Origin of the sequence: Dolichospermum lemmermannii CS-548 (assembly GCF_028330815.1) — a bacterium.
In the GTDB taxonomy this organism is placed as follows: domain Bacteria; phylum Cyanobacteriota; class Cyanobacteriia; order Cyanobacteriales; family Nostocaceae; genus Dolichospermum; species Dolichospermum lemmermannii.
Genome location: NZ_JAQMTJ010000083.1, coordinates 1 through 13,003 on the forward strand (window position 1 = coordinate 1; position 13,003 = coordinate 13,003).

12 protein-coding genes and 1 pseudogene are annotated in these 13,003 nt (G+C 38.1%); 4 read left to right on the top strand and 9 right to left on the bottom strand.

What is annotated here, in order from left to right:
* Positions 1-270: 270 nt before the first annotated feature.
* The 6 genes from PN450_RS05365 to PN450_RS05390 all read right to left on the bottom strand — a co-directional run bounded on the left by PN450_RS05365 (position 271) and on the right by PN450_RS05390 (position 7,837).
* Positions 271-1,770, bottom strand: a complete 1,500-nt coding sequence (locus tag PN450_RS05365) for an Ig-like domain-containing domain (RefSeq protein ID WP_271835650.1) — start codon at positions 1,768-1,770, stop codon at positions 271-273.
* A gap of 227 nt (positions 1,771-1,997) precedes the next feature.
* Positions 1,998-2,765, bottom strand: coding sequence for a TIGR03943 family putative permease subunit (locus PN450_RS05370; protein WP_271835651.1), 768 nt, complete (start codon positions 2,763-2,765; stop codon positions 1,998-2,000).
* A 186-nt stretch (positions 2,766-2,951) separates the two neighbouring features.
* The gene (locus PN450_RS05375; RefSeq protein ID WP_213714989.1) at positions 2,952-4,004 is read right to left on the bottom strand and encodes a permease; all 1,053 of its coding nucleotides are present in this window, start codon (positions 4,002-4,004) and stop codon (positions 2,952-2,954) included.
* Between the two features lie 547 nt (positions 4,005-4,551).
* Entirely contained in the window at positions 4,552-5,112 is a 561-nt protein-coding gene (locus PN450_RS05380) for a hypothetical protein (protein WP_213711575.1), read from the bottom strand.
* Positions 5,113-5,404: 292 nt separating this feature from the next.
* Positions 5,405-6,763: a GUN4 domain-containing protein gene (locus PN450_RS05385; RefSeq protein ID WP_271835652.1), complete on the bottom strand. Its 1,359-nt coding sequence runs from the start codon at positions 6,761-6,763 to the stop codon at positions 5,405-5,407.
* Positions 6,764-6,859: 96 nt separating this feature from the next.
* Positions 6,860-7,837: an Npun_F2552 family protein gene (locus PN450_RS05390; RefSeq protein ID WP_271835653.1), complete on the bottom strand. Its 978-nt coding sequence runs from the start codon at positions 7,835-7,837 to the stop codon at positions 6,860-6,862.
* A 167-nt stretch (positions 7,838-8,004) separates the two neighbouring features.
* Between PN450_RS05390 and PN450_RS05395 the strand changes: the two genes are divergently transcribed.
* Complete coding sequence (locus PN450_RS05395) at positions 8,005-8,802, top strand: CBS domain-containing protein (protein WP_271835654.1); 798 nt, start codon at positions 8,005-8,007, stop codon at positions 8,800-8,802.
* Positions 8,803-8,814: 12 nt separating this feature from the next.
* Here the strand turns inward: PN450_RS05395 and PN450_RS05400 are convergent.
* Both PN450_RS05400 and PN450_RS05405 read right to left on the bottom strand, forming a co-directional pair.
* A pseudogene (locus PN450_RS05400) lies at positions 8,815-9,015 on the bottom strand (M50 family metallopeptidase); the annotation flags it as partial.
* An 88-nt stretch (positions 9,016-9,103) separates the two neighbouring features.
* Entirely contained in the window at positions 9,104-9,334 is a 231-nt protein-coding gene (locus PN450_RS05405) for a hypothetical protein (RefSeq protein WP_271835655.1), read from the bottom strand.
* Between the two features lie 154 nt (positions 9,335-9,488).
* On the opposite strand from PN450_RS05405, the gene PN450_RS05410 reads away from it, so the two are divergent.
* Positions 9,489-10,403 (top strand): amino acid ABC transporter substrate-binding protein, encoded by a 915-nt coding sequence (locus PN450_RS05410; RefSeq protein ID WP_246863077.1) that lies wholly within the window; start codon positions 9,489-9,491, stop codon positions 10,401-10,403.
* Between the two features lie 281 nt (positions 10,404-10,684).
* Here the strand turns inward: PN450_RS05410 and xseB are convergent, their stop codons facing one another.
* The gene (gene xseB / locus PN450_RS05415; RefSeq protein WP_015080802.1) at positions 10,685-10,924 is read right to left on the bottom strand and encodes an exodeoxyribonuclease VII small subunit; all 240 of its coding nucleotides are present in this window, start codon (positions 10,922-10,924) and stop codon (positions 10,685-10,687) included.
* Positions 10,925-10,947: 23 nt separating this feature from the next.
* On the opposite strand from xseB, the gene PN450_RS05420 reads away from it, so the two are divergent.
* Together PN450_RS05420 and PN450_RS05425 are read left to right on the top strand one after the other, a co-directional pair.
* Positions 10,948-11,979 (top strand): VOC family protein, encoded by a 1,032-nt coding sequence (locus tag PN450_RS05420; protein WP_271835656.1) that lies wholly within the window; start codon positions 10,948-10,950, stop codon positions 11,977-11,979.
* A 44-nt stretch (positions 11,980-12,023) separates the two neighbouring features.
* Positions 12,024-12,839, top strand: coding sequence for a DUF1838 domain-containing protein (locus PN450_RS05425; protein WP_168695825.1), 816 nt, complete (start codon positions 12,024-12,026; stop codon positions 12,837-12,839).
* Positions 12,840-13,003: the final 164 nt, after the last annotated feature.

The window sequence follows — 13,003 nt, forward strand, 5'->3', positions numbered from 1 at the left end:
CTATGGCGTTGTATTGATGTTGTTTACCTTTAACTTTGTATTCTAGGACTAACATTGATTTAACCTTGAACAATCAACTTGATTTGGTTTCGACCTGCGTTTATTATACAATATATACAAAATGTCAGTGCAGGATAAATCCTGCAACTAGCCTTCATCCCGCAGCTGTTGCACAGGTGTGTCCTCCTGAGTCGGACACGCCTTCAAGGGTTTTCGGCATTCTCCTTATAATTAATAATTGTCAATTGTCAATTGTCAATTGTCAATTAATTAGGGTAGCCAATGGGGATGAAAGCCCATGAGAGGTAGTTGTTCTGGTTTAATGTCAATATTGGTATTATCAGCTATAGGTAGCATGGGCATTAACCAGAGACTACTACTAGCAATGGGTTCACCATCATCAGTTTTTAAGGTGTTTGCGGGTAATGGTGTGGTGTTATTGGCAATGGGAACTACTTGGTCAAATAAGAAGCCTAAACCGTCAGGTGCTAAACTGGTTTGGACATTGCGTTGAGCCGGGGGTAAGAGCAGCAGTGGTTTTTGCTTTCCTGTTTTCAAGTCAATGGATACCAAGTAAGGTTGTTCTATGTATTGTTCTTTAGAAATAAGTTGGGTAACTAAACAGTAAAGACTAGGGGAAGCAGAGTCAAACTGACAGCTAAGAATTGAGCCTGTAGTTTTTAATAATTGTTTTTGTACACCTTGGTTGGTAACTAAAAACAAATCTCGCGTATAATCAGTATTAAATTTGACCATTGCTGCCTGGGAACCGTCTTTAGAGAAAGCCTGGACTAAGCCAAATTGAGGCAGAAAATCGAGAGGTTTGTTGCTATCACCGTCTAAAGATACAATTGCTGTCCCCTGTCCTTGGGAAACTGCTACGGCTTTGCTATCGGGTGTAATCAGAAAATCTCCACCAGGCTGCCCTTGTAACCGTTTTGGCGTGGGTTTTTCGGCGGAATTATCATTGCTGGTTGATAAGTACCAGAGAGCAAAATCACCGGGATTATCTCGTTTACCTCTTTGAATAACAATAATTTTGCCATCGGCTGAAAGGTCAAATTTGAGATTTTGATATTCTTTGTTATCTAAAATTAGGTCAACTTTCCCTGCGGCGGCTATTTCTGTCCCAATTTGACTAGAAATACCTGTGCTGACTGTATAAAGTTGGGCGGAAAGTAAATCAGGATTTTTAGCAGAACGAGCCGAGAAGAGGATTTTTTCACCATTGGGGAATGGTTCAAAATCCATCACAATTAAGTCTTTGGGGGTAAGGACTTTTTTGTGTTCTTGGGTTAAGTTATAAAGTACCAACTGCCCTTGGATTTCTGCTGCCGAGCCAATATAAAGGATGACGCGATTGCGGGTAGAAAAGTTACCTGTAAAAGGCTGCATGACGCGGTTTTTTCCTTCCGCTTGGGAATATTTATCTTGACCTTTTTCTAGTTTGACTTGGTAGTTTGTGCCGTAGGGGGCTGGGGTAAGGAGTGTGTACACCATTCTTCTGCCAGCCCAACTGGTTTTACCGGCTAGAGGTGGATCTATTTTTAAATTCTCCTCGATGCTTTTGGAGTCCATTGGCCGACTAAAGGTGAGGGAGAAGGAGAGATCCTCTGCGCCAATTTGTTGATTTTCCCAGGTAAAGGTGCGAACCATAGGTTTGACTACATCACCTTTCCAGATAATTAACCCAATCAACACACTCAGTAGGAGCATGACAGCGATCGCAATTCCGTCTAATGGTTGAATAAGTTTATAGGATTTGTTCATCTAACAATTTTAGATTTTGGATTTTATATTTTAGATTGATCATCTTTTGTGTATTTAAGGGCAATCAGCAAAAGTTACACTTATCATCTACTCCTGACTAAGTAGGTGAACACAATAAAACCAATCTGTGTAAAGAAAAGTAAAATTGCCCAAAACTTCTTCACTCTTGCCTCTTGCCTTTTGCCTATTGCCTCTTGCCATAACGACAATTTTCAACGCCAACCTACTTAATAACTGTAAGGATTTTGCGGCTGAGGAATTTTTTTAAGAGCGTTAGCTTTGATAGTGAGTTGGCGTTTCTCTCCGACAGTTTGTGTTGTCATTTGTCCTTCTATTTCTAACCAGGTATCCGGTGGGTACTGTTGCCGGGAGGAAGCTGATAGTTGCACTGGTAATCCTACTGGATAGGCATCTGCGGCACAGCAAGTAAGAATAAAGCGGGCTAAAAATATGTATTCTTCACTGACGTTAGGTTGATGAATCACAAACCCCTGCACTTTTACTTTTTGTCCTGTGTATGCGTCGGGTTCGGGATAGACATTGAGGGTTCTTACCCAGTCTACAAGCGATCGCTCTTCTGGACGAACTGTAGCCCGAAACGCTTGAGGTTGGGCGCGAGTTGCACCGATTAATTCAGTCACACCCCGATCTAGTGCTGTTTGACTGGCAAAGGCGCGGGGTGTAATTATTAATCCTAAAATTGCGGCTGTTAATAGTAAGAAGCTACCCCAGCCCGGGGGAAATAAACTAATATGTGGAACATTAGATATTTCAGGAAGCCGGCGGTGTTTCCATAGTTGTAACCCTTTAAAAACACCCACTATCAACAAACCTGTGCCACCGGAAATGGCTAACCAAAAGTAATCAGGATGAATTAATAAAGACAGTTTGCCCGTCAGCCAGTATTTCAACATTAAAATACCCCAGGCTGTAATAGCTACCGCATCTAGCCAAGGTATGAGTTTATTTGGGGCTTTAGTTTGGGAATTCAGCATTAAGGTTATTTAGGTATCACAGTTTATAAGTGATAGGTGACTGAGGGCTGGGGGTAGATAAGGAGAAATTACCAATAGCCTTTTTGCTAATCTCCAATTACTATATTTTCACCTTTCCCAGATTTAAACCCCATACCTCACACCCCACATTTGATGAGAAAAGCAGAAAATTCACCTTAATTAACATTAGATTACGTGCAAATTCAGAAATAAGGTGAATAAAAGTGTCAATTGTCCAGCTAAGAGAAAGAGATAGATCAGGGCTTTGGGTTTGAAAATTGATAACATCAAGCCAATGCCTTTAATATCAATCATTGGTCCAAATACTAAAAATGCTAGTAATGAACCGCTGGTAAAGGTGGAAGCAAAGGATAGGGCAAAAAAGGAATCAACTGTGGAGCATATTGATACAACTCCTGCTAATACTAGCATGGCTAAAATTGAGCTAACTGGCCCAGCCCCCAGACCAAGAATCAATTCACGGGGAGCTAAAACTTGGATAGCGGCGGCAATTGCGCTTCCTAGTACCATTACTCCGCCTAATTCCCGCAGTTCTTGGACAATATTATCTAATAAGGAACGGAGTTTTTCTGATAAGGGTTTACTGAAGTTAGGAATTGCAGCAGCTTCACCGTAATTATTATCTATGCGTTTTGATGCTCCCGTAGTTCCCCCCAGAATATACGTTCCTGATTGCAATAAACTGGGCTGATTGGTTTGGGGTTGTAGTTGAGATTGTCTGCCTTTGGGGGTTGTTTTCAGGGCTGCGGGGGGGTTAAATTTGAGATAACGAGCGATCGCTGGTTGGAGAAAAGGAACTAAGTCTGGTTGGAAACTGAAGATCACACCAATAATGGTAGCAATGGCTAGGGAGAGTACCACTCTTAACACTACTATTTCTGGTTGATCCCGGAATGCAGTCCAAGTTGACCAAATGACAATTGGGTTAATTGTCGGTGCTGCTAATAAAAAGCCAATTGCTACTGGTGTGGGTACTCCCTGCATCAATAACCGTCGTGCTACTGGCACATTACCGCACTCACAGACTGGGAAAAAAAGACCCATCATGCTGCCAAATAAAGCCCCCAACAGGGGATTTTTGGGCATGATCTCCACTAACTTACTTTCATTGACAAAGGATAGTAGCACACTGGAGAAAAATACACCCAGTAGTAAAAAAGGCATCGCCTCCACTAACAGACTGAGAAATATTGTAAAACCATTATTCAGTTGATTCATCATGCGTTGCAGTCAACAGCGGTTCTGAGTTTTAGAGTTTTGTGTTGTCATTTCATTTAATAGGGTAGCGAGAAATATGGCTAACACCAACCTATACTAAAGCGATACGGGGATCATTGATTAAGCAGCTAAAATTAAATTTCATTATAGTGAGGAAATTATAGCAGTCCTCAATATGTAGGTGAACGGAAAAAAACCGTAGACGCGAAGCGGCTGCTCGAAGAGTAATATGTAACGAAAAGTAAAGTTGCCCAAAACCTCTTCCCTGTTCCCTGTTAAGAGTTCCCTGTTCCCTTGTCATAATGACAATTTTTAACGCCAACCTACTTAAATTTATGAAAAAATTGCTTGTCTTTTGCCTACCATTGCTAAATTTACAACTTAAAAAACTCCACAGCAAAGATGCTTATTCCTACTTTTGACTACGAAACACTACATTATTTTGGGATTAGAAGGAATGGCAAAAAAATATAGAGACGTTCCATGGAACGTCTCTACAGGCAAGTTTTCGGTTGATTTCGTAATCTCTAATTAGTTCAATAAGATATTAGTCTTTCGGACACTCTTTAACTTTGTTTTCTACCCAGCGACGACAAGGGGAAAACAAACCTCTACCTGATTCTGCACAGTATCCTTTATCAACCTCCTTTTTTTCTCTAGGAATTTCTGACACAGTAGAACTTCCACGGACAAATGAAGAAAATTGTCCCCTCTCAACTACTGAATTATCTTGTCTAATCTCGTATTCAAATTCATTGGCATCTCTTTTCACAACAAATGCACTACCACTATGCCGAGTCCCGATACTTATTTTGGTGGACTCTGAGCCTCTCCCTTTACTATAATCTCGATCAGTGTATGGGAAATTGTCAGGAGACATTCCCCGGGAAATGTTTCTGATAATTACTCTCCTGCCATTTTTTGGTGGTTCACTTGAGGATGTAAACCAAGCTTTAGTGTCACTTATATAAGTTGCAGCACTAGGACATTCACCCACATATTTAAACAAAGGCAAAACTATCTGATTAAGTTCTGATTGTCCCTCAACTTCAAAACCAATCTCAGGTGCAGCAGGAGCAGATTGTCCCCAACTCGGCAAGGATTGCATGAATACTAATGGAGTGGACAATACAACAATCTTCATCAAATAGGATATGCAGCGAGTTCTTTTTGACATTTCTCTCACCATAAAGTAAAGAATTTTTCGGTTATTTAGTCAATAAGCTTCAGTTAACGAAGGATATTAACTTTGATTGTTGAGTTCAACTCTTGATATTGAACCGGATTGAACTATGAGGTTAGTAAGCTTGGCTCAATTTATAGCTATATATACCCGCAGCAATTAATAAGCAATAGTTTTATGCTTTTCAAATTGTATGCAGATTCATCTAGGTATGAAATTACTTTATCTTACAACCATCGAAATACGCAATAAAATTTCCCCAAACAGGTCCATCTAAAAATGCTCTAGGGAGATATCCTTTAGGCGCATCTAAAGAGTATTTAAGCTGATCCTTAGATAAATATCTACCTCGATAACGCCAGCCTAAATCAGTAGCAAAATCTTCAAAATGCTCGTTAGTTGGTTCAAATTTATTACCAAATAAACTCTTCCATTTTTGTGCTTGTGCAGAAAAACCAAAGCGACCTTGGCTTTTAGTTTGCCAAATTTGATTAATAAAGCTTAATTTTCCGCAGGACAATCGAGAAATTGCCTTATCATTGAGTGATCCAGAAGCTTGGCTAATCTCCAGCATTAGAGACTTTGTTTCCTCGTCAGCCCCTTTCCAATCACCTTGAGATAATAATTTTGCCAATTTGTCCATACTAGCGGGAAAGTTTCCAGTATTGCCTATTGTGGCTATTGGTTCTTGTTCTGTCTTTGGCGGAATTACACCCCTACTAGGATTAGGAGTAGGAGGTTTCTCACCAATGAGAGCAAAATAGGTATTAATAGGAATTGCCCCATTAAATCCTGTTTTTCCCTCTGGGGATGTTCCTGTTTCCTTTTTTCCAGGTACTAGTTTTTTCACAGGTATGACTGGTTTCTGTATTCTGGTGGTTTGTAACTCGCTCGGATCACTGCCATCTTCTCCACCATAATCACCTTGTCCGTGAATACCGATAACTCTACCAGAAATATCAAACACTGGTCCGCCACTATTACCAGTTTTAGTAGTGGCATCATATACTAGGGTATAACCGTTCTTCTCTTTGCGAAGTAAAGTAGTCACCTTTCCTCGTGTAACTGAATATTCTCTCTCCGTCCCCCCTTTACCAAAAATAGTAGGAAAGCCAGTAACTTTAATATCTGCCTCCCTTTCTACCTCTTGAGAATTTCCTAAAGTAGCGACAGGATAATTTTCCTGGGCTTCAAAAGTAACCACAGCCAAATCTGGGTCATTCTCATTTTGCTGTAATGCCCGACGATCTTTAATCGGATAATCTTTACCAGTGTAAGTACGAATTGTGTAACTAACGTCTGTAGTACAAGTAATTTTTTTGCGTCCCTTTATGGCATCACAGACAACATGATTAGCCGTTAGAACGGTGTAAATTTTTCCTTTTTTATTAATAATTACACCTGAACCTCCGGGAGAGTTATTACCTTCACTATTAATTTGGACTGTAGTTTGTTGGGCAGTGTCCTCAAGTTTTCCCGCTTGCACGGGAATCAGTGCTACAAAAAATACAAATATTGACACCGTAACCGAGAAAATAGCAGAATTATTTTTCAGTATTTGGTTAGATAGATTCATATTTACATACAAATGACTTAAGTGAGATGGTATCACACCTACTTGGTAGAATCAATGGGTTTAGACAGGGAATTTACTCCCTGCCCATACTTTACCTTACAAGCGTCCTCCAGTATAAGCGCTCATGGGTTCTTTAATGAATCGGATGTAAAGATGCCTAAAAGTAGATTTAATCACACGGGGCATGGCAAAATCTATGGGCATTAACTTTTCCGGTAATTGCCAATCTGTAATTTGTAATAAATCGGGTGATAAATTCGGAAAGTGAATATCACTTAATTCTGGACATATTCTCAATCTTTGGGAAGCTGCAACTGTGGGAACTTGTGCGGGTGCAACTTGGAGAATTTCTAACATTGCTCTATCTAAAGCAAATACATTACTCCCAGCTGCTAGAATTTCTAATTTCCGAGGTTCTCCCCCACTTGGTCCATTACCTTCATGACCAATAATTCCATCTAAAATTGTTAAAGTTGGATTAATTGCTCTGGCAGTTTCTACTAACATTTCTCCAAATTTGTTAGCATCTTTACCTGCTTCCATGTGCCACCAAGCTTTCATTTTCCCAGGAACACAACCAAAGAGATTTTTAACCCCTAAAGTTAGGGTTAATTGCATATGAGATTTAACTTTAGGCAGATTAATAATCACGTCTGCTTCCATTGCTTCTTTCGATAAAAGCAAGTGATTAAAATTGTCGTTGACGGTTTGATAACGTTTCCCGTGAAATTCCACAAGTGGTAATTTTAGTTCTTCTAAAATTGGTAATAAACCATTCGCTATGGCCACACCTTTAGCACTACCAAAAGCGGGACTATCTCCTAAAAATGGATTTCCACCCACTGCAATTACCATTTCGGCAACAGCACGCACTAATTCTGGTCTGGTGGTACATTCTTTAGTAGGACGAGAACCTGTGAGCAGGTTGGGTTTGAGTAAAACGCGGTTTCCTGGTTTCACAAAAGCAGCCATACCCCCTAAAGGTTCTAGCAGTGTTTCTAAGGATTCTTTTAAAGCTTCCTGTTCGTAGGATTTAGCCCGAATGAGACTAACAGATGGTTTTTGTGTTGACATGGAAAATAATTGCGTTATATTACATTCAGCATTAATACTGTATCAAAAATTAAACTATAGTGGAAAAGTTCTTCCTACTTTGACAAAGATGAATCTAAAGAACAGTTATGGTAGGGAGTTTTATGAAATACTAATTTTGCTAATATTTATTTTATTTCTCAGGGTAGATGAAACAGCTAAAATCACGCTCGCAAGATTTACGCGGCCTATTTGAGAAAAGTATCACTATAGAATATGTAGCCGAACCTCTCAAGGCTGTGTCGGTTGATGCTGATGTCAAAGAAGTATTACATTGGATGCAGTTACAAGATTTTGATGTGGTAGGGGTAGAGACAGAAAATATTGTTAGTGGTTATGTGGAACGTTCTCATTTAATACAATGTCACGCTGGAAAATGTAGCGACTACCAACAGATATTTCATCCCCAAGAATTAATTGCTATTTCCACACCTTTGATGAAATTATTGCCTATCTTAGCACAAAAACCCAGATTATTTGTCTTAGATTCTAACAAAGTTAGTGGTATTATTACTTACGGTGATTTACAAAAAGCCCCTGTGCGAATGCTACTGTTTAGCTTTATCACCCTTTTAGAAATGAATTTGTTACGATTGGTCAGGCTTTATTATCCTCAAGATTCTTGGCAACAATTTCTTAAACCTGATAGACTGGAGGCGGCTCAAAAATTATGGCGTGAGAGTCGAGAAAGAAACGAAGCTACAGATTTATTAGACTATTTACAATTTTGCGATAAGCGAGAATTGATATTAAATCAGCCAGAACTACTTCCGCAATTAGGATTGAATTCAAAACGCTCTGGGGAAAAGTTTCTCAAGTCTGCTGAACGTTTACGCAACCGTTTAGCACACGCTCAAAACTTAGTTAGTGGTTCTTCTTGGCAAGAGTTAATTTCTTTGGCTGAAGCTATGGAAAAACTGTTAATTTGTTGTGAACAGATTGAATAATATCAATAGTATTTATTGCTGATTTGTTGAATAGATAACGCGCAAACTTTGGACTAAGATGACCAAAGATGCAATCGCCATTAATAGCCCCCAAAACCAATAAGGTAAAAACAAATATCGCTGCATTTGTCCTGTATCTGATAGTCCTAATGAACCCGCAGTATAACTAAATAAATAATCAAGTTGGTGATAGGTACTTACACAAGCCTGCAGTATCGGCTCAATAAATAGGGGTAACAGAGGAAAATAAGTGCAACGAGGTACACACAGTGTCATAGAATAGGAGACATGACGCAAAAAATTATTGAGAGTGACAAATTAATATCAGATTTACTGCAAACCATCGAGCCAAAAGGGATTGCAGACGAATCAATGCGTCATACAGTAGAGATATTACTATATTACCAGACAAGGAACTTTTCATCAATTCAGAATTTTTGATAATTTCCTCTGCGATCGCTATATAAACGCAGATAAACGCAGATAAACGCAGATAAACGCAGATCAAGACGGATGAATTAATTGGTTTCATAATTCTGTACAGGGTCTAATGTGAAGAATCATTTCTAGAACTGTTAACTTGATCTTTAATAGAGATAATTTAATCATTTTGATTCTATGGATTCCGCAAGATTAATATGTTTGTAAGTACCAAAATAAATCTCTCCCATTTACCTGCTTTCACTATGTCGAAGATATATAAAAATATTGCCCCTGTGATCTTCGGTTTGATATTATCAGGATTAATACCCGGTGTTGCTAAGGCAGAAACAGTGATGGAAAAAGTAGCCCGAACAGGAGTATTAACTGCTGGTACAAGCAAAGATGCTTTACCATTTGCCTACTCCGACAGTCAAGGAAAATTGACTGGTTATTCTGTGGATATGCTAACTTTAATCCAACAGCAATTAGAGAAAGAATTAGGCAAAAAAATTACACTTAAATTAGTTGCAGTTACCCCAGCAGCAAGGATTCCCAAGATAATTAACCGACAAGTTGATATTGTCTGTGATGCCAGTAGTTTTACTTGGGAACGAGATAAAAAAGTTGATTTTTCTATTAGTTATGGTGTCACAGGGACGCAAATTTTAATTAAAAAGGAAACCAATTTAGGTTCACCAGAATCCCTGATTAATAAGCGTGTGGGTGTGTTAGCTGGAACTACCAATGAACAATCAATCAAGCAAATACAACCCCAGTCCAAACTTGTATATTTTAAGACTAGACCGGAAGCATTTGCAGCTTTGGAACAGGGTAAAATTGACGCTTTTGCATCCGATAGCATTCTTTTAGAGGGATGGTTACAAACAGCAAAAAATCCAGATAGTTTTGCCATAGTCCCCCCTCGTCCCTATTCACGAGAAGGAATTGCTTGTATGGTTCCTGAGAATAACTCTAAATTCCTCAATTCAGTGAATTATTCCCTCGTCAAATTTATGCAAGGATTTGTGAACAATAACCCCAAATATGTGGCGATTTTTGACCGTTGGTTTGGTTCTCAAGGTGCTGTATATCTCAATCAAGATTTACGTGATTTAGCCGTAGAAACCATGCAATTAATGATCGAGTTTCATGAACCGATTCCTCAGAAAGATTTGTAAGCCATAGTTATTAATTAGCAAATAGTCTCACAAGTTAATTTTTTTTTAATTTGGTTAATCAGGTAAAGTTTCAACATATCCAAAATAATGTTTGTTTCTGATACCTGAATTAACTAATTTTGGCAATTACCACAATTACGGTAATAATGAATGGTATGTTTGGCTGTATTTAAAAAGTATTTATTACTTATTTGGTTTTGACAATTTTACAAAACTCAACTAAGATAACGCATTCAGGAAAATTTGCATATTGTCGCATATTTTGATTATCTTCCGTTTATTTACTTCTGGTCATCTTGCAAAGTTTCAATTAACAAATCTACCTGCTGCTGTTGCTGCTGTAGAAAACTATCACATTCTTGTAAATACTTAACCGCAGTGGCAAATTCTGCAAATATATCCGCTAATTGTAATTCACCTCCTTCAATGCGAGTGATAATAGTTTCAATTTCTGCTATCTTAGCTTCATAACTTTCCCCATTTGCGGACATGGACTTAACTGAATTATTCCGTTTAACCATAAAATTTTCTCCCTAAATAAATTATGAATTCAAACAATAATACAACAATTAGCAGCATATATGAAGTCTGTATTGGTGTCCCAGATGCTATTTCTGCAATTCAATATTGGCAACAATTTGGTTATCGGATTGGAGAAATAGGAGAATTAACCGCAACTACAGCTTATCAACTATATCGGGTAAATTCACCTTTACAGACTATTCGACTTTATCATCAAAATGCAGATCATGGATTAATTCGGTTAATGATTTGGCAAAATCCTACATCTACAGGGTTAGGTGTGAGTTCCATGAAAACAAAAGGTAATCGTTGGGCTACTACCTTAACTGCGGATATATTAGGGATTTTAAATCATGCGGAAGCAGCAAAATCAATTGGTGAAAACATTCTTTACACTCAAACTCACTGGGACGTAATTTATAACAAAGATCAAAAAATTCGTCCTTTCGTAGAACCGTTGGTGGGGGTACGAGAAATGCTATTACTTCAACCATTTAGTCGGCAAGTTTTATTTCAACGTTTTGGTTATGATGTGACTAATTATGGACATATTAATGATCATGCACCTTTAAAAACTAGTCAGTTTACTCATGTAGGTATAGTTGTCCAAGATGATAGTAAGGAAATTCTCAAATTCTATGAACAAGTTTTAGGTTTATTGCGTGTACGTGATGATATAGAAACAACTTATGAATCATCTTTAGCAGGAAGAGAATTTTTTGCACTGAACCCAGGAGAAAAATTTATAGTTACGGCTTTTGATGATCCTCGTTCTTCTCAAACTGATTTTATGGCAGCGCGAAGTGGTAGACTTTATATTATTCGCTTTCCAGAAAATATTACCTTAGAATCACGTTTTGTAGATGCCCAACCAGGAAGTTTAGGAATGTGTCTTTATACTTATAAAGTGCAGGAAATAGAGACGTATTGGCAACTAGTGCGAGAAAGTGCAGCAAAAAAAATTACGGAAATTGTAAATAATGAATTTGCAGAAAATAGTTTTTCTTTTGTTGCCCCAGATGGTTATTTTTGGAATATAGTGGAAAGTAAGTAAAAATTAGCCAATTTAACAAAATTTAAGATTTCAGGAGATATAGCATGATAGGACAAACCCAATTAGTAGATGTTGAACAATGGATTAAAACCCGTGCTTCTTTAGATGCTAACGAATCTAATTTTCTGAGTTGGACAGGGAATATTTATAGTTTTATTCCTGGAGAAAAACGACAATTATTATTTAAAATTGTGGGAATGAGTGTAAGTCGTTGTATTCCCACTGAGGAAGGTAGTTGGGATTTTACTTCTAGAGAACTGACTTATTATCTCAACCCAGAAACAAAGGAGATTTTACATCAATGGGAAAACCCTTGGACAGAGGAAACAGTTACAGTTATGCACGTTGCTAATAGTCCCGTTCAAGGTCAATTTAAAAATAAATTACCTGTCCAAATAGCAGGAGAAAAAACTAATTTTGTATTTGATATCTTTCCTAACTATCCGAATCCTTTAGCCGAAAATCCCGAATTTGCTGATTATTGTCCAGGAGGAATTTATCAAGCCGCAGAATTATTTAAAATCTCTGTACCTACAGCAGAATTAGAAAATGCAGAACTAAATTCAGTTACGCAATTAAGCCTGTCTTGGGATAGAATTGGTCAATGGTTACCTTGGATGAAAATGGGTAAACATCCTGGTTATTTAATCTACAGTGCTACAGGTAATAAAGTCAGCGGTTTACAAGCATTACACCCAATTTTACAACAGGAAATAAATACTCGCGTTCCTTTATATAAAGCAGCCCCAAAAAGTTATGTTGAGGGGGAAGATATGACATCTTGGCTTTATTTTCAAAAGCACTTTTCCGCATATTTAGCTGGAGAAATATTCCCCATACCAGCACCAGAATCAGTTTAATTGACAATTACAGCAGTTTTCATGTAAGTAAGTCGGCGCAAAGAAATCAAACTATGTAAAGATAAGTAAATACGGAAAATCAATCTACTGAGGTGATTAAAATATGGGCGCTCGTTTAAGGGTATTTTTAACTCGTGAGCAAGATAAAACCCTGTTGAACCTAA